Source organism: Variovorax sp. RTB1, assembly GCF_035018765.1.
Classification (GTDB): Bacteria; Pseudomonadota; Gammaproteobacteria; order Burkholderiales; family Burkholderiaceae_C; genus Variovorax.
In genome coordinates, this window is record NZ_JASJXG010000034.1 from 1 (window position 1) to 16,069 (window position 16,069).

Annotated in this window: 17 protein-coding genes, 3 tRNA genes and 1 pseudogene; 8 read left to right on the forward strand and 13 right to left on the reverse strand. The window is 63.8% G+C overall.

Features of this window, described 5'->3' with window-relative positions; genetic code table 11:
* The 11 genes and pseudogenes from QN397_RS18580 to trpE form a co-directional block, all read right to left on the reverse strand.
* Nucleotides 1-74, reverse strand: a pseudogene (locus tag QN397_RS18580) (elongation factor Tu); the annotation flags it as partial.
* Nucleotides 75-146: 72 nt separating this feature from the next.
* A tRNA-Thr gene (locus QN397_RS18585) sits at nt 147-221 on the reverse strand.
* Between the two features lie 40 nt (nt 222-261).
* Nucleotides 262-335, reverse strand: a tRNA-Gly gene (locus QN397_RS18590).
* A gap of 74 nt (nt 336-409) precedes the next feature.
* Nucleotides 410-495 (reverse strand) — tRNA-Tyr (locus QN397_RS18595).
* A gap of 63 nt (nt 496-558) precedes the next feature.
* Nucleotides 559-1,290, reverse strand: coding sequence for a uracil-DNA glycosylase (locus QN397_RS18600; protein WP_323498854.1), 732 nt, complete (start codon nt 1,288-1,290; stop codon nt 559-561).
* Nucleotides 1,287-2,099, reverse strand: coding sequence for an indole-3-glycerol phosphate synthase TrpC (gene trpC / locus QN397_RS18605; protein WP_323498855.1), 813 nt, complete (start codon nt 2,097-2,099; stop codon nt 1,287-1,289). Before trpC ends, QN397_RS18600 begins: the two co-directional genes overlap by 4 nt.
* A 1-nt stretch (nt 2,100) precedes the next feature.
* Nucleotides 2,101-3,147: an anthranilate phosphoribosyltransferase gene (gene trpD, locus QN397_RS18610; RefSeq protein ID WP_323498856.1), complete on the reverse strand. Its 1,047-nt coding sequence runs from the start codon at nt 3,145-3,147 to the stop codon at nt 2,101-2,103.
* 23 nt (nt 3,148-3,170) lie between these two features.
* Nucleotides 3,171-4,214 (reverse strand): low-specificity L-threonine aldolase, encoded by a 1,044-nt coding sequence (gene ltaE, locus QN397_RS18615; RefSeq protein WP_416352227.1) that lies wholly within the window; start codon nt 4,212-4,214, stop codon nt 3,171-3,173.
* Between the two features lie 14 nt (nt 4,215-4,228).
* Complete coding sequence (locus QN397_RS18620) at nt 4,229-4,813, reverse strand: aminodeoxychorismate/anthranilate synthase component II (RefSeq protein ID WP_323498897.1); 585 nt, start codon at nt 4,811-4,813, stop codon at nt 4,229-4,231.
* A gap of 20 nt (nt 4,814-4,833) precedes the next feature.
* Nucleotides 4,834-5,232 (reverse strand): GxxExxY protein, encoded by a 399-nt coding sequence (locus QN397_RS18625; protein ID WP_323498858.1) that lies wholly within the window; start codon nt 5,230-5,232, stop codon nt 4,834-4,836.
* A complete protein-coding gene (gene trpE / locus QN397_RS18630) occupies nt 5,229-6,731 on the reverse strand; it encodes an anthranilate synthase component I (protein WP_323498859.1) in 1,503 nt (500 codons plus the stop codon). The genes QN397_RS18625 and trpE overlap by 4 nt, the downstream gene beginning before the upstream one ends.
* 369 nt (nt 6,732-7,100) lie before the next feature.
* Here trpE and QN397_RS18635 point away from each other — a divergent pair, with 369 nt between their 5' ends.
* Entirely contained in the window at nt 7,101-7,712 is a 612-nt protein-coding gene (locus QN397_RS18635) for a chalcone isomerase family protein (RefSeq protein WP_323498860.1), read from the forward strand.
* Nucleotides 7,713-7,736: 24 nt separating this feature from the next.
* Here QN397_RS18635 and QN397_RS18640 read toward each other — a convergent pair whose 3' ends face one another.
* Nucleotides 7,737-8,411 (reverse strand): response regulator transcription factor, encoded by a 675-nt coding sequence (locus tag QN397_RS18640; protein ID WP_323498861.1) that lies wholly within the window; start codon nt 8,409-8,411, stop codon nt 7,737-7,739.
* Nucleotides 8,412-8,608: 197 nt separating this feature from the next.
* Between QN397_RS18640 and QN397_RS18645 the strand changes: the two genes are divergently transcribed.
* Complete coding sequence (locus tag QN397_RS18645) at nt 8,609-9,961, forward strand: DotU family type IV/VI secretion system protein (RefSeq protein WP_323498862.1); 1,353 nt, start codon at nt 8,609-8,611, stop codon at nt 9,959-9,961.
* A complete protein-coding gene (locus QN397_RS18650) occupies nt 9,958-11,100 on the forward strand; it encodes a type VI secretion system protein (RefSeq protein ID WP_323498863.1) in 1,143 nt (380 codons plus the stop codon). The genes QN397_RS18645 and QN397_RS18650 overlap by 4 nt, the downstream gene beginning before the upstream one ends.
* Nucleotides 11,101-11,112: 12 nt before the next feature.
* Here the strand turns inward: QN397_RS18650 and tssJ are convergent, their stop codons facing one another.
* Nucleotides 11,113-11,574 (reverse strand): type VI secretion system lipoprotein TssJ, encoded by a 462-nt coding sequence (gene tssJ, locus QN397_RS18655; protein ID WP_323498864.1) that lies wholly within the window; start codon nt 11,572-11,574, stop codon nt 11,113-11,115.
* A gap of 137 nt (nt 11,575-11,711) precedes the next feature.
* On the opposite strand from tssJ, the gene tssA reads away from it, so the two are divergent.
* The 5 genes from tssA to QN397_RS18680 all read left to right on the forward strand — a co-directional run bounded on the left by tssA (nt 11,712) and on the right by QN397_RS18680 (nt 16,053).
* Entirely contained in the window at nt 11,712-12,752 is a 1,041-nt protein-coding gene (gene tssA, locus QN397_RS18660) for a type VI secretion system protein TssA (RefSeq protein WP_323498865.1), read from the forward strand.
* A gap of 42 nt (nt 12,753-12,794) precedes the next feature.
* Nucleotides 12,795-13,313 (forward strand): type VI secretion system contractile sheath small subunit, encoded by a 519-nt coding sequence (tssB, locus tag QN397_RS18665; protein ID WP_222620457.1) that lies wholly within the window; start codon nt 12,795-12,797, stop codon nt 13,311-13,313.
* A 42-nt stretch (nt 13,314-13,355) separates the two neighbouring features.
* Nucleotides 13,356-14,849: a type VI secretion system contractile sheath large subunit gene (gene tssC, locus QN397_RS18670; RefSeq protein ID WP_323498867.1), complete on the forward strand. Its 1,494-nt coding sequence runs from the start codon at nt 13,356-13,358 to the stop codon at nt 14,847-14,849.
* A 106-nt stretch (nt 14,850-14,955) separates the two neighbouring features.
* Complete coding sequence (locus tag QN397_RS18675) at nt 14,956-15,438, forward strand: type VI secretion system tube protein Hcp (protein ID WP_323498868.1); 483 nt, start codon at nt 14,956-14,958, stop codon at nt 15,436-15,438.
* Nucleotides 15,439-15,486: 48 nt separating this feature from the next.
* Nucleotides 15,487-16,053 (forward strand): hypothetical protein, encoded by a 567-nt coding sequence (locus QN397_RS18680; RefSeq protein WP_323498869.1) that lies wholly within the window; start codon nt 15,487-15,489, stop codon nt 16,051-16,053.
* The last annotated feature ends 16 nt before the right edge of the window (nt 16,054-16,069 follow it).

Here is a 16,069-nt window from a genome sequence, read left to right on the forward strand (position 1 = left end):
TTGCCGTGGTCGACGTGACCGATGGTGCCCACGTTCACGTGGGGCTTGGTACGGGCGAATTTTCCTTTTGCCATTTTCTCGACTCCGAAAAAAAAGATATCAACGTATCTACGCGAGCTGCAAACCAGGCGCTGCAACCCCAAAACTGGTGCCCTTTGCGGGAATCGGACCCGCGACCTCCCCCTTACCAAGGGGGTGCTCTACCACTGAGCCAAAAGGGCCTGTACAAACCAACGCATTCCTGCGGCGATCCGGAATTTCTGGAGCGGGAGACGGGAATCGGACCCGCGTCATCAGCTTGGAAGGCTGGGGTTCTACCATTGAACTACTCCCGCATCGGGAGCCATCAGCGCACCCCAAATGCCCGTTTCTCACGGTGCCAAACGCCCTTGAAAATCCATTTCGTCGCTGGTGGAGAGGGCTGGATTCGAACCAGCGTACTCGTAAGAGGGCAGATTTACAGTCTGCTGCCATTAACCACTCGGCCACCTCTCCGGCGAACCGCGGAATATAGCATGGTTCGGAGGCGCTTTCGAGTTCCTTGCGCACCAAGAGCGCCTAAATCCCGGCGCGTCCACCGGACACGGAACGCTGCGCCTCTCGCCAGGCACGTGCCTGACTGAAATGCCCGCAGCCGATAAACGGCAGGGGCGGCCGCAGTGCCGACAGCGGAGACGGATGGTTCGCCGTCAGCACCTTGTGGCGCTGCATGTCGATCAACACCCGCTTGCTCTGCGCATGTGCACCCCACAGCATGAACATCGCCGGATCGTTGCCGGCGCCGACATGGCGAATGACAGCGTCGGTCAAGATTTCCCAGCCGCGACCCGCATGACTGGCAGGCTGCGCTTCTTCGACCGTGAGGCAGGTGTTCAGCAGCAGCACACCCTTTTTAGCCCACTCGACCAGGCTGCCCCCAGGCTCGGGAAACGGTGGCGGGGGTGTACCGACATCACGCTCCAGTTCCTTGAAGATATTGCGCAGCGACGGCGGCACCCTGACGCCCGGCGCCACGGAAAACGCCAGCCCCTCCGCCTGGCCGCGACCGTGGTACGGGTCTTGTCCGAGGACGACGATGCGCACTTCCTCAGGGGGTGTGAGCTCCAGCGCGCGGAGCGGGCGCGGCGGAAAGATGACTGCACCAGCGGCCAGTCGCGCTTGCAAAAAGCCCAAAAGCTTTTGACCCGCTGCGCTCGCAAAAAACGTGTCGACGAGCGGCTGCCAGCCGGGAGCCACAGGCCAGTCCGCCGGATCGGCGCGCGTCAATTGACCATATGGCGCGCGGCTCACTTGAACAAATCGGCGAGCGCCTCGCCTGGCTCTTTGGCGCGCATGAACGCTTCGCCGACCAAAAAGGCCTGAACCCCTGCAGCGCGCAGAGCGGCCACGTCGTCCCGCGTCGCAATGCCGGATTCGGTAACCAGCAACCGATCGGCTGGCAGCCTGGGCAGCAGATCGATCGTGGTCTGGATCGACACCTCGAAGTTGCGCAGATTGCGGTTGTTGACGCCGACGAGCGGCGTCTTGAGCCTGAGCGCACGGTCTAACTCCACCGCATCGTGCACTTCCACCAGTACCGCCATGCCGAGCCCCAGCGCGATCGCCTCGAAGTCTTTCATCTGCGCATCGTCGAGCACCGATGCGATCAGCAGGATGGCATCGGCGCCGATCGCGCGCGACTCGTAGATCTGCCACTCATCGACCATGAAATCCTTCCGCAACACCGGCAGGTCGCAAGACGCCCGTGCCTGCTTCAGGTAGTCGATCTCGCCCTTGAAAAATTGCCTGTCCGTGAGCACTGAAAGGCAGGCCGCGCTGACGCTGCCCGCTGTGCCGTCGCCCTCGGCATAACTTTGCGCGATGTCGGCCGGAATGAAGTCTTCGCGAATGATGCCTTTGCTCGGACTCGCCTTCTTGACCTCGGCGATCACCGCCGCCTGGCCCGCTGCGATCTTTGCGCGCATCGCGCCGACGAAATCGCGCGTCAGCACGCGGCTCTCGGCGTCGAAGCGAATGCGCTCGAGCGGCGTACGGCGCTTTGCAGCGGCCACTTCTTCGTGCTTGACCGTAACGATCTTGTTCAGGATGTCGGCGGACATGTCAGTGCGCTCCCGCGGTGTTCATGGCTGCCGTGTTCGTCGCTGAGACAAACTCGGCCAGCTTGGCCTTGGCCGCGCCCGATTCGATCACCGCACGCGAACGCTCCACGCCAGCCAGCACCGAATCGACGACGTTCGCTGCATACAGCGCGGCGCCGGCGTTCAGCACGACGATGTCACGCGCCGCGCCGGGCGCGTTGTCGAGCACGCTGAGCAACATCGCCTTTGACTCGTCGGGCGTCTCCACGCGCAATGCGCGGTTGCTCGACATCGCGAAACCGAAATCTTCCGGATGCAACTCGTACTCGCGGATCTCACCGTTTTTCAGTTCACCGACCAACGTCGAGGCGCCCAGCGAAATCTCGTCCATGCCGTCGCGGCCATAAACCACCAGTGCGTGCTCGGTCCCGAGCCGCTGCAGCGCTCGCACCTGGATGCCGACCAGGTCGGCATGGAACACGCCCATCAGCATGTTGGGTGCGCCGGCAGGGTTGGTCAGTGGGCCCAGGATGTTGAAGATGGTCTTGATGCCGAGTTCCTTGCGCACCGGCGCAACGTTCTTCATCGCCGGATGATGGTTAGGCGCGAACATGAAACCGATGCCGACCTCCTCGATGCACTTCGCGATCTGCTCGGGCTTCAGGTTGATGTTGACGCCCAGCGACTCCAGCACGTCGGCGCTGCCCGACTTGCTCGACACGCTGCGGCCGCCGTGCTTGCTCACCTTGGCGCCAGCCGCGGCCGCGACGAACATCGAGCAGGTCGAGATGTTGAAGGTGTGCGAGCCGTCACCGCCGGTGCCGACGATGTCGACCAGATGCTTGGTGTCCTTTACCGTCACCTTGGTCGACACCTCTCGCATCACTTGTGCGGCAGCGGTGATCTCGCCGATGGTTTCCTTCTTGACGCGCAGGCCCGTGATGAGCGCGGCCATCATCACGGGCGAACACTCGCCGCTCATGATGAGCCGCACGATGTGCAGCATCTCGTCGTGAAACACCTCGCGATGTTCGATGGTCCGTTGCAATGCTTCTTGCGGAGTGATCATGTCGTGTCTCTTGGATTTTTGATTCAGGCGTTGAAGAAGACACGGATGGCAGTCACTGCACGATCGACGCCCGCCGCATCCACATCGAGGTGCGTGACGAAGCGCAGCCGGTACAAGCCCATCGTGTGAACGCCTTGCGCGTTCAACGCGGCCAGCAACTCGGCCGAGCGTTCTTTGACAGCACCGGTGAGATCGACGAAAACCATATTGGTCTGCGGCGCCTCGACCATGAGCCCGTCGATACCCGCCAGTCCTGCCGCAAGCCGCTTTGCCAGCGCGTGATCGTCGGCCAGCCGATCGATGTGATGGTCGAGCGCATGCGATGCGGCTGCAGCCAGAAAGCCGGACTGCCGCATACCACCACCGGCCATTTTGCGAATACGGTGAGCGCTCGCAATGAGCTCGCGCGAGCCGCACAACGCAGAGCCGATCGGTGCGCCGAGGCCCTTGCTGAAGCACACCGACACGCTGTCGAAGCACTGCGCGATACGCCGTGCCTCGACGCGAACATCGCCACCGCCCCGGGCAGCCTGCGCCACCGCCGCATTGAACAACCGCGCGCCATCGAGGTGCCGCTGCAATCCTTTGGCCTTGGCCAGATCGGTCGTGGCCTGCACATAGTCGAACGGCAAGAGCTTGCCGCCCAGCGTGTTCTCCAGCGCCAGCAGCCTTGTGCGCGCAAAGTGCGCATCGTCGGGCTTGATGGCGGCTTCGATCGCACTGATCGGCAAGGTGCCATCGGCCGCATGGTCGAGCGGCTGCGGCTGCACGCTGCCGAACACCGCGGCACCTCCGCCTTCCCAGCGATACGCATGCGCCTGCTGGCCGACGATGTACTCGTCACCGCGACCGCAGTGCGACAGGATCGCGCAGAGGTTGCTTTGCGTGCCGGTCGGTACAAACAGGGCCGCTTCGAAGCCGAGCATGTCGGCGATCTTTTCCTGCAGTGCGTTGACGCTGGGGTCGGCGCCGAAGACGTCGTCGCCCAACGGTGCCGCGGCCATGGCAGCGCGCATCGCAGAGGTCGGCTGGGTGACGGTGTCGCTGCGCAGGTCGACTGTTTTCAGGGCGGTCAAGGCGGTCACTCCAGGAAGTTCTTGAGCATGGCGTGGCCGTGCTCTGTCAGGATCGATTCGGGATGGAACTGCACACCTTCGATGCGAACATCGTGCGCAAAAGCGGTATGGCGCACACCCATGATTTCGCCGTCGTCGGTCCAGGCGGTGACTGCCAGATCGGCCGGACAGCTGTCGCGCTCGATGGCCAGCGAGTGGTAGCGATTCACCGTGAATTTCCCCGGCAGGCCGGCGAAGACACCCTCGCGTGTGGTCGTGATCTGGCTCGTCTTGCCATGCATCAGTTGCTGCGCGCGGACGATCTTGCCGCCGAAGGCCGCGCCGATGGCCTGGTGCCCGAGGCACACGCCCAAGATCGGCAGCCTGCCCGCGAAAGCTTCGATGGCTGCCACCGATACACCAGCTTCGGCCGGCGAGCAGGGCCCCGGCGACACCACCAGCCGCGTGATACCCGCCGCCACACGCTCGCCGATCTGCGCCACCGTGATCTCGTCGTTGCGCACCACATCGACCTCCGCCCCCAGCTCACCTAAATACTGGACGATGTTGTAGGTGAACGAATCGTAGTTGTCGATCATCAGGACTCTTATGGCTTGGTTCATAGCCTGCGTCATGGCTTGCCGACGATCCGATGGACACCCTTGACGACAGGGAACACATTGAAGTTGATCAACAGCGCCAGCTTGAGCCCCGACAAGCGCAGCGCTGCCATCACTTGCGCGCGATGCAGGTCGGTCAGCAACTCGGCCGCCTTCAACTCGACGACGACCGACTGCTCGACGACGAATCCTGCGCGGTACACGTCGCCGAGTGGCCGGCCCTTGTACATCGCGCCGAAAGGCACATTGCGGACAAAACCGATCTCGCGTTCGGCGAGTTCGATTTCCAGCGCAGCGGCGTAAGCGCTTTCGAGCAGCCCCGTGCCCAGCACGCGCTGCACCTCGACGGCGGCGCCGATGATCTCGTGCGAGAAGTCGTTCTGTGCGTTCTGTAGTTCGACGGCAGTCATTCCAATCCCTCTTCGACAAGTTCGGCCGCACGCAGCAGCGCGCGCGCCTTGGCTTCGGTTTCTTTCCATTCCAGCTCGGGCACGGAGTCGGCAACGACACCCGCCGCCGCCTGCACGTGCAACACCTGGTTCTTGATGATGCCGGTGCGGATGGTGATGGCCACATCCATGTCGCCGGCGTAGCTGATGTAGCCGCACGCACCGCCATAGATGCCGCGCTTGACGGGCTCCAGCTGGTCGATGACTTCCATCGCGTGCACCTTGGGCGCGCCGGTCAGCGTGCCGGCCGGAAAGGTCGCCTTCAGCACATCGATGGCGGTCATGCCGTCTTTCAGCGTGCCTTCGACGTTGCTCACGATGTGCATCACATGGCTGTAGCGCTCGACGGCAAAAGCCTCGGTCACCTTCACCGTGCCGATCTTCGCGATGCGGCCGATGTCGTTGCGCGCCAGGTCGATCAGCATCACGTGCTCGGCGCGCTCTTTCGGGTCGTTGAGGAGCTCGACTTCGGCGGCCTTGTCGAGCTCGGCCGACGCGCCGCGCGGACGCGTGCCCGCGAGCGGACGGATCGTCACTTTCTGCTCGCCGTTCGGCATGTTCTCCTGCCGCACCAGGATCTCCGGCGACGCGGCCACCACGTGGAAATCGCCCAGGTCGTAATAGAACATGTAGGGCGACGGGTTCATCGAGCGCAACGCGCGGTACAGCGACAGCGGTGACTCGGTGTAGCGCTTGCTGATGCGCTGGCCGATCTGTACCTGCATGAATTCGCCGCCGGCAATCATCTCCTTGGCGCTCTCCACTGCTGCCAGATAGTCTGCCTTGGCGAACGATCGCTCGGCTGGATGCGCCTGCGTCGGCTTCACCTGCGGCGCGCTGACCGAGTACTTCAACTGGTCGCGCAACTCGCGCAGGCGGCGCTTGGCGATGGTGTACGCCTCGGGCCGCGTCGGGTCTGCGTAGACGATCAGATAGAGCTTGCCCGAAAGGTTGTCGATGACGGCCAACTCTTCGCACTGCAGCAACATGATGTCGGGGCAGCCGAGCGTGTCGGGTGGGCAGCTGGCTTCGAGTTTCTTCTCGATGTGGCGCACCGCGTCGTATCCGAAGTAGCCAGCCAGCCCGCCGCAGAAGCGCGGCAGCCCTGGCCGCAGCGCGACCTTGAAGCGCTTCTGGTACGCATCGATGAAGTCCAGCGGATTGCCTTCGGCAGTTTCGACGACTTGCCCGTCGGTCACGACTTCCGTACGCGCTGCGGCGCCGAAGCCGCTGGCCCGGATCAACGTGCGCGCCGGCAGGCCGATGAAGCTGTAGCGCCCGAAGCGCTCGCCGCCCACCACGGATTCCAGCAAAAAGCTGTATTTGCCGCCGTCTTTGGTGTGTGCCAGCTTGAGGTAGAGCGAGAGCGGAGTTTCGAGGTCTGCGAAGGCCTCCACCATCAGCGGTATGCGGTTGTAGCCCTGCGCGCTGAGGCTTTTGAATTCGAGTTCGGTGATCACAGGTTCGTTCTCCGTTGCCTCACGACGCGTCGTCGGTCGATTTCGGCAAATCAGTCTTCATGGGGGTGACCCAAGTGCGTGGCGTGCGTTTCGGGTCCGCGGGGGCGCGACAAGTGTCGCGCCGATCAGTCAGATGGCGCCGTGCGGGCTACGCCAGGGCCAGGCTCCCCGACGGCCCTGACCGGTCTGAATGATGTGATGAACGAACATGTGACCGCGAGTTTAGCAGCGGCCTTTCGCGCTGCAAGCGGCCGGCATGTCGTACTTTTGCCTGCGCGGGGTTCTACGGACGCCGCTGACGCAAGACCGACCGAAAATCCAGTTACACAAAAGAACATCCGCGTTCTGGATGGAAAAAGGAGAACTGAAATGCCCACACGATTTAGTCAACGCATCGCGGCAACGCTGTTGTCGCTGGTCGCCGTCAGCACCGCCTGCGCGATCAGCACGGCCAATGCGGCGACCGTCGATGTTTCCGGCGTCAAGCTCGAAGACAGCGTCAGCCTGAAAGGCGAGACCCTACAGCTGAATGGCGCGGGCATTCGCTTCAAGGCGATCTTCAAGGTCTACACCGCCGGCCTGTACCTGGGCAAGAAGGCCGGAACGCCTGAAGAGGTGCTGGCAGCCACCGGTTCCAAGCGCGTGACCATCACGATGCTGCGCGACATCGATGCCAATGAGCTGGGCAAACTTTTCACACGCGGCGTCGAAGACAACTCACCGCGCGCGGAGTTCTCGCAGCTCATTCCGGGCCTGCTTCGCATGGGCCAGATGTTCGCCGACCAGAAGACGCTGAAGACCGGCGACACCTTCACGATCGACTGGATTCCTGGCACGGGCACGGTCATCACGGTCAGAGGCGCGATGCAGGGTGATCCGATCAAGGAAGTGGCGTTCTTCAACGCCCTGGTACGCATCTGGCTCGGCCCGTCGCCTGCGGACTACCGGCTCAAAGACGCGCTGCTCGGCCGCAGCAGCTGACCACGATTCGTCTAACGCGGGAGCTCAGGCTTCCGCCAGCGTTTGCGCAGCGACGACCGCCTCGGTCCGGTTGCGCACGTTCAGCGCCCGAAAGATCGCTGCCAGGTGAATCTTGACCGTGCCTTCGCTGATGCCGAGCGCGCGCCCGATCAACTTGTTCGGCTTGCCCTGCGACAGCAGTTGCAGCACTTCGACCTGCCGCTCGGTCAGCACGTTGCGCAGATGGTCGAGCGTGTGGGCCGCAGCTGGGGTCGCGACGCGCGCGGCCGCCTCCACTGCCGGCACGCCCGCCACGATGCCGGGCGGCAGGGCCGACAGCATCATCGGTGGCACATAGACACCACCGGCCAGCACCAGCCGCACCGCCGACAACATCACCTCGGGCGAATACGCCTTCGGAATAAAGCCCAGCACACCGTGCGCGAGCGCGGTCCGCATGATGGCCGGATCTTCGTAGCCAGACAGCACGATCACCGGCACGGCCGGATGGCGACGCCGCATCTCGTCGATGTGCGCATGGCCGTCGGCGCCAGGCATGTTGAGGTCGATCACGGCCAGGTCGAGGTCGTCCGAAGCCCCGGCGAGTAACTCGTCGACGCTCATGGCCAGCACGAACTCGATGCCCGGCTCGAGTTCCGCCAACTTGGCCTTGACCGCCTCGATGACGAGCCGGTGGTCGTCGGCGATCAGGATTTTCATGACTAGTTCCGCGCTTTGATGGACCAGTCTTGAAGATAGCGGCCTTCGGCGTGCGCGGCAAGCGGCTTGCGCCGAGCGGACGGCATAGTCCCCACGGGATATGGTGCTGCGCGGCGCGGCTCGAAAGAATCGTCTCAACACCCGAGGGACGAGACATGGGCATGTGCGTCTTCATCCACTGCTGACGCGGGCAATCGATGGCGCGCCTGCTCGATCAGTTCTCCGCCCTTTTCTCGTACGGCCTGGCGATCGACGCCGTCGACCCCTTGCGCGCCGGCGTTGCCGAGCCGACCACCCGCGCCGATGCACAGGCACAAGCACGCCGGCTGCTCGCAGAGGCGCGACTGGCAGCAACGGCAGGCGGCGCCCCACCCGCGCAGGTCGAATCGGCCGCCTTCGCGATGGTCGCGTGGCTCGACGAAATTTTCGCGCGGCAGCGCCGCTGGACCGACGCTGCCCCACCGCTGCAGGCGCAGCTCTTCAATTCCAGCAACGCACACAGCGAGTTCTTTCATCACCTCTCCGGCCTGCAGGCAGGCGACGATGCGGTGCGCGAGGTGTATTGGTACGCGCTGGCCAACGGCTTTACCGGCCAGTACTACTTCGAGGCCGGCGACGGCGGCGAGCTCGGCAAGCTCAAGGACTTGCACGGCCGCCAGTTGCCGGTGGTACCGGCCGCTATCGCCACGCTGGCGAAGGACCGCATCACGCCGCAGCCTTACGCCCAGCTCCGCACAGTGCCGCCGCGCGACCCGGAGCGGCGCGAGCGCGCGCTCCTGCGTGCGGTCGTCGCCGGCGCAGTGCTCGTCCCGTTGATGGCGCTGTTGTGGCTGCTGCTGGCCGGGCCTCGGCAGACCGCCGCCAGCGCCGAGCAGCGGCTCGATCAGCAACTGCGCAGCTACGCATGTGCCGACCTGCAAGCGAGCTGGGGCGTGACCGGCGCCGTCGGTGCCTTCAGCGCGTTGCACATCAGCGGCTTCGTTCCGCTGGTCGACGACATCGCCAAGGTCGAACGCGAGGTGCGCGCCATGCCCGGCATGTCGTCCGCCACCTTCGACTTGCGGCTGCGCGTGTGGCCGCATTGCGAGGTCGTCGCCATCCTGAAGCCGTACCAGACCCGAAACCGCGACAAGACGTTCGACCTCAAAGTGACGGCGCCATCGGCACACGATGGCCGGCTGCGCGAGGGCGATGCCGTGCGCATCGAAGTGACCGCACCGCACTACGAGGGCAATGTGCGGGTCGACTACTACACGGCCGACGGCGCGGTGCAGCATCTGAGCGGCGCGGGAGAGCCGACGCGTTTCGTCGCTGGGCAGCGACTGGTGTTCGGCAAGGACATCCCTTCGAGCTGGCTGGTGAACCCGCCCTTCGGCACCGTGATGGTGGTCGCGCTGGCGTCGCCCTCTCCGTTTCCCGAGGCGCCGGACCGCCCGCCTTTCGAGCTGGCATCGGCGTATCTGCTCAAGCTGCGTGAGGCGCTCGCCGCCAACAAGGGCGGCGACCGGCTGATCGCGGAATTCCTCTTCCTGGAGACCGCGGAACGATGACTGCCACCCCCGCCGTGACCGTGCTGACCCAGCTCCCGCTCGTGTTCTGGCTGCTGGTGGCCGTCTGCATCGGCGGGGCGACAGCGCTGTGGTGGCGCATCACGGGCCGGCGCCGAGTGGCGCGGTGCCGTGATTTGCAGCGGCAGCTCACGCTCTGCGGCCCTGCCGAATCGCCGGCCGAACAGGCCACGCTCGACGGCCTGGGCGACGCACCGCGGCAGGCCCGACAGTCCTCGGTGCGTTCGACCGGCGGTCGCGCAACGTTGTATCGCACGCCCTGGTTTCTATTCCTCGGCGATGCGGCTGCCGATGTGCCACGCCTGCTCGATGCAGCGAGTGCTTCGGCGGGCGACGCCGACACAGTCCGGCCCTTCTGGCACTTCTGGCAGTGGCACGCACTGCCATCGATGGTCGCCATCGGAATCGATCCGCAGGTGCTGCAGCGAGCGAACCCCGCACGCGTACGGCGCTCGTGGTACCGGGCGTTGCTGGTGCTGGTGCAGGAGCGGCCACGCCTGCCGCTGAACGGCATCGTCGTTTGCGTCAGCGCGAGCAGCCTGTTGCCAGCGACAACGGGAGCGGCCGGAACAACGGAAGAGTCATCGGCTATGCGCATGCGCCGCCTGATCGACGAAGCCGCCGAACACCTGCATCTGCGACTGCCGATCTACCTCGTGGTCACCGGTCTCGAGAAACTGAACGGCTACGACACGCTGCGCTCGTCGTTGTCGAAAGACGTGCTGACGCAGGTGATCGGTTATCGCTGGTCGGGCATTGCGGGCGCCGGTGCGGCGGCCAGCGTCCGCGCCGACGAGCGCGCGACCGAAGCCTTCGACTCGATCATCGAGGGGCTGGATGCATTGCGCATGGCGCTGCTGCGGCAAACGAGCACGCCGGCAGATCGCTTGGCGATTCATGCGTTCGTCGAACAGGTGCGCGCGATGCAACCAGGGTTGCGTCAGCTGGCCGACGCGCTGTTCGGTCGCATCAAGGACCAGCGTCGCCCGCAACGCTGGCGCGGGCTGTACCTCACCGGCTCGACGCCTTCGGGCGCGGACGCATCGGGCGCGGCCTTTGCAGCGGATCTGTTCGAGCGCTTCCTGCCGGCCGACCAGCCGCTGGCGCGCTTCGATGCCTAGATCACTTCCGGCTCACTTCGGATCGATGGTGATCTGACGCGCTCCGAAGGTCGCCGTCATCACCAGCGGCTTGCCGACCTGCAGCACCTTGATCTCACGCCAGCGCGCGCGCTCGAGGTCGCGATACGCCGCCATCACGCCGATGACCTTGACGTCTGCGGCCAACGTCATTTCGAGCTTCTTGCTCTCGCCAGGTCGCAGCAAAACTTCTTCGCGCTGCGCCATTTCAGCGCCGAGCGTGGCCTGGTCTTTTTCGAACAGCGAGAAGAAGTCGGCGCTCTCGAAAGGTCCCGGAGACTTGAGTGCATACACCCGAACCGTGAGCGGCGACGGGCGCAGGCGCGCATCTGGATTGGCGTCGGGGCCTGCAGTCAACGTCATGGAGACCTGCGTCACCACCGGCTTGGGCGGAGGAGGAGGTGCGCTGCAACCGGCGAGCGCGAGGCCCGCGAGCAACACGCCCGATGCGGTCATGCGGCGCCGCAGGGTCGCTATGGAAAACCGACCATAGGGCAAACGGTGTGTACCAGGCGATCGCATGCTATTCCCTTCGTTGCATTGACCCGTTCATAGGCATCTTTGATTATCACCAGTCAACTCGAACAGGCAACATGCTGACCCCCGAACTCGTCGAAGCGCTGCAACGCCCCATCAACGAAGCCTCTCCTTGCGGCGACGATCTGGAGTACGACCCGGCGTTCACGGCATTGGCATCGCTGGCGCAAGGCAAGGCGGAGCAGCAGTTCGGCGACACCGTCATTCCAGCCGTCGAGCCCGACTGGCGGCAGGTCGCCGAACAGGCCGATGCGGTGTTGCGACGATCGAAGGACGTGCGCGCCGCGATGCTGCTGCTGCGCGCCGCCACGCGACTCGACGGCATGCCGGGATTCGCGGCGGGCCTCGGCTTGCTGACCGGCTTGCTCGACACGTACTGGGACGGCATACATCCAAAGCTGGATGCCGACGACGACAACGATCCGACGATGCGCCTCAACGCGCTGATGCCACTCACCGACGATGCGATGGTGCTGCGCGACTTGTACGACGCGCGAGTCGGCGTAGCGCGCGGTGTCGGTGCCATTCGCGTGCGCGACATCGCGATCGCGCACAGCCTGATCGGCGCCGCAGGGGGCGAGCCCACGTATTCGACTGCGCAGATCCAGGGTGCGCTCGAAGAGATTCATGCGGAGCATCCGGCCGCCCTGCAATCGCTGCTCGAGGTACGCGCGACGATCGCGGCCTTGCACGAGCTGCTCGGCGTACGCACTGGCCGTCACGACGCCGTCGATATGGACGGCTTGCGCAGCCTGGGCAATCTGCTCCACAAGGTTGCAGCGAGTGCGGTCGGGTCGCCAGTGCAGGCTGAAGCCGACGTCGCGCCAGCAACGGAAGCCGAAACCGCCGCGTCCGGAACTGCCGCATCGCCGGCTGTAGCGCGCGGCGAAATCACGACGCGGCAAGACGCGCTGCACATGCTCGACCGTGTCATCAGCTACCTCATACAGGCCGAACCCGGCAACCCGGCGCCGCTGCTCATCGAGCGCGCCAAGAAGCTCATCGGCGTCGACTTCTTCGAAATCATGGCCAACCTCGCGCCCAACGCGATGGACACCATCGAGACCGTCACCGGCAAGCGGCCGAGTTCCGATTAGCTCCCTTCCCTTTTCAACGACCCGCACACCATCCGCAAGGAGATTTCCATGTCCAAGAGCAGTCAGAAATTCATCGCCCGCAACCGGGCACCCCGGGTCCAGATCGAGTACGACGTGGAGCTCTATGGCGCCGAAAAGAAGGTGCAGTTGCCCTTCGTGATGGGTGTGCTGGCCGATCTGTCCGGCAAGCCCGCCGACCCGCTGGCACCAGTGGGCGATCGCAAGTTCCTGGAGTTCGACACCGACAACTTCGACACGCGCATGAAGGCCATGAAACCACGCGCCGCGTTCTCGGTGCCCAACACGCTCACCGGCGAAGGTGACCTCAAGGTCGACATCACCTTCGAGAACATGGACGACTTTTCGCCAGCCGCCATCGCCAAGAAAGTCGACTCGCTCAAAAAACTGCTTGAAGCCCGCACGCAACTGTCGAACCTCGTCACCTACATGGATGGCAAGGGCGGCGCCGAAGACCTGCTGGCCAAGGTGCTCGAAGACCCGGCCCTGCTGGCCACGCTGGCCGCGACGAAGAAGCCTGAGGACAGCGCGCCTGCTGCCTGAGCAACGCCTTACCCATTCAACGGACAACGAGGAGAAAGCACCATGGCAGAAGCACTTGAACAAGGCGCGCTGAAAGATGTCGCGTTTGCCGGCAGCGATTTTTCGTCGCTGCTGCAAAAGGAATTCAAGCCGCGCAGCGACGAGGCCAAGAGTGCCGTCGAAGCCGCCGTGCTCACACTCGCGCAACAGGCACTGAGCAACAGCACCGTCATCGGCAAGGACGTGACCAAGTCGATCCAGGCCATGATCGCCGCGATAGACGCCAAGCTCACTGCGCAGGTCAATCAGATCCTGCACAACGACGAGTTTCAAAAGCTCGAGAGTGCCTGGCGCGGCCTGCACTACATGGTGAACAACACCGAGTCGGACGAGTTCCTCAAGATCCGGGTGATGGACATCTCCAAGAAGGAACTGCACAAGAACCTGAAGAAATTCAAGGGCGCGGCCTGGGACCAGAGCCCGATGTTCAAGAAGGTCTACGAAGAGGAATACGGCCAGTTCGGCGGCGAGCCCTTCGGCGCCATCGTGGGCGACTATCACTTCGACCAGAGCCCGCCCGATGTGGAACTGCTCGGCGAAATGGCGAAGATCGCTGCGTCGGCGCACGCGCCCTTCATCACCGGCGCCAGTTCGAACCTCCTGCAAATGGAGTCGTGGCAGGAGCTCGCGAACCCGCGCGACCTCACCAAGATTTTCGGCACGCCCGAGTACGCCGGCTGGCGCTCGCTGCGCGACTCCGACGACTCCAAGTACCTTGGCCTGTGCATGCCGCGCTTCCTCGCGCGCACGCCTTATGGCGCCAAGACCAATCCGATCGAAGAGTTCGACTTCGAGGAAGACGTTGCCGGCGCCGACCACAACAAGTACGCATGGGCCAATGCGGCTTATGCGATGGCGACCAACATCAATCGCTCGTACAAGCTCTATGGCTGGGGCTCGCGGATTCGCGGCATCGAATCGGGCGGCGCGGTCGAGAACCTGCCGCTCCACACTTTTCCGAGCGACGACGGCGGCGTCGACCAGAAGTGCCCGACAGAAATCGCCATCGGCGACCGGCGCGAAGCCGAATTGTCGAAGGCCGGCTTGCTGTCCCTCATCCACCGCAAGAACTCGGACTTTGCCGCATTCATCGGTGCGCAGTCTTTGCACAAGCCTGCGGAGTACGACGACCCGGATGCAACCGCCAACGCCAACCTGGCCGCGCGCCTGCCTTACCTGTTTGCCTGCAACCGCTTTGCGCACTACCTGAAATGCATCGTGCGCGACAAGGTCGGCAGCTTTAAGGAGAAGTCGGACATGGAGCGCTGGCTCAACAAATGGATCATGAACTACGTGGATGGCGACCCGGCCAACTCCTCGGAAGAAACCAAGTCGCAAAAGCCCCTGGCCGCGGCCGAGGTGGTGGTCGAAGAGATCGAAGGCAATCCCGGTTACTACAGCTCCAAGTTCTTCTTGCGGCCGCATTACCAGCTCGAAGGACTCACCGTTTCATTGCGCCTGGTCTCCAAGCTTCCCTCCGCCAAAGGGGCCAAATAAATTTGTCGCGAGTCTTTGAATTCAGGGACTTGAGGTCGTTATCCCTGTAGCTGCGTCGGCACGGAAGTCGATCTGTTTCTCACAACACAACTGAAAGGTGACCATCATGGCTGTAGACATGTTTATCAAGATCGAAGGCGTAGAAGGCGAGTCGTCCGACGACAAGCACAAGAAGGAAATCGATGTCATGTCCTGGAGTTGGGGCGCCAGCCAGTCGGGCACCAGCCACATGGGCGGCGGCGGCGGCAGCGGCAAGGTTTCCGTTCAAGACTTTTCCTTTACCAAGTACATCGACGCGAGTTCCCATGCGCTGCTGCTGGCGTGCTGCAACGGCGAGCACATCAAGGAGGCGGTGTTCGTGGTGCGCAAGGCCGGCAAAGAACCGCTCGAGTACATCAAGCTCACCTTGAGCAACCTGATCGTCGCGCATGTCGCCACCGGCGGCAGCGGTGGCGAGGACCGCCTCACCGAAAACATCTCGCTGAACTTTTCGAAATTCAAGTTCGAATACGTTCCGCAAAAGGCCGACGGCACGGGCGATGCCGCCAAAACGGCGGGCTGGGACATCGCGGCGAACAAGAAGGTTTGAGTCGCAGAGGTTCAAGTCGCAAAGCCGTCCCGCACCGAGGAAGACGCCATGGCAACACTGAATCAGAAGATCTTGCAGTGGGCCAGCGGCCACGTCGGCAAGAGCGTGGGGGCCGGCGAATGCTGGGACCTCGCGGAAAGCGCTTTGAAGAAGGCAGGGGCCGGCGCATCGTCGGATTTCGGCGGGCCCACGGACAGCGATGCCGACTACGTATGGGGCGACGAGGTCGACCTGAAAGACGTGCTGCCCGGTGACGTGCTCCAGTACCGCGACTACGAGATGACGAAGACGACCACCACCACCGTTACCTTCGCGGACGGACTGGAGTCCGAAGACGCCGTCGAGACGACGATCGGGCATCCGCACCACACGTCGATCGTGAGCAAGAACACCGGCGCCGGTGAGTTGACCGTTCTCGAACAGAACGACAAGGGCCACCACGAAAAAGTGAAGGCCAGCGTGATCCGCTGGAAGGATGCACCGATCAAAGAGACGAGCACCCGGAAGTCGATGAAGCGATCCGATAACGGCAAGATGGAACTGGCGACGGTGAAGGTGACAGTGGACGTGAGCGTCACCGGCACGATCACGGCCTACCGCCCCAAGGCGCCTTGATGCGACACGCCACAAG

Excerpts from the sequence above, each read along its gene's own strand:
- trpC (WP_323498855.1), bottom strand. The coding sequence starts at position 2,099 with ATGTCCGCCGACATCCTGAACAAGATCGTTACGGTCAAGCACGAAGAA.
- trpD (WP_323498856.1), bottom strand. The coding sequence starts at position 3,147 with ATGATCACTCCGCAAGAAGCATTGCAACGGACCATCGAACATCGCGAG.
- QN397_RS18625 (WP_323498858.1), bottom strand. The coding sequence starts at position 5,232 with ATGACTGCCGTCGAACTACAGAACGCACAGAACGACTTCTCGCACGAG.
- QN397_RS18635 (WP_323498860.1), top strand. The coding sequence starts at position 7,101 with ATGCCCACACGATTTAGTCAACGCATCGCGGCAACGCTGTTGTCGCTG.
- QN397_RS18640 (WP_323498861.1), bottom strand. The coding sequence starts at position 8,411 with ATGAAAATCCTGATCGCCGACGACCACCGGCTCGTCATCGAGGCGGTC.
- QN397_RS18645 (WP_323498862.1), top strand. The coding sequence starts at position 8,609 with ATGGCGCGCCTGCTCGATCAGTTCTCCGCCCTTTTCTCGTACGGCCTG.
- QN397_RS18650 (WP_323498863.1), top strand. The coding sequence starts at position 9,958 with ATGACTGCCACCCCCGCCGTGACCGTGCTGACCCAGCTCCCGCTCGTG.
- tssJ (WP_323498864.1), bottom strand. The coding sequence starts at position 11,574 with ATGACCGCATCGGGCGTGTTGCTCGCGGGCCTCGCGCTCGCCGGTTGC.
- tssA (WP_323498865.1), top strand. The coding sequence starts at position 11,712 with ATGCTGACCCCCGAACTCGTCGAAGCGCTGCAACGCCCCATCAACGAA.
- tssC (WP_323498867.1), top strand. The coding sequence starts at position 13,356 with ATGGCAGAAGCACTTGAACAAGGCGCGCTGAAAGATGTCGCGTTTGCC.
- QN397_RS18675 (WP_323498868.1), top strand. The coding sequence starts at position 14,956 with ATGGCTGTAGACATGTTTATCAAGATCGAAGGCGTAGAAGGCGAGTCG.
- QN397_RS18680 (WP_323498869.1), top strand. The coding sequence starts at position 15,487 with ATGGCAACACTGAATCAGAAGATCTTGCAGTGGGCCAGCGGCCACGTC.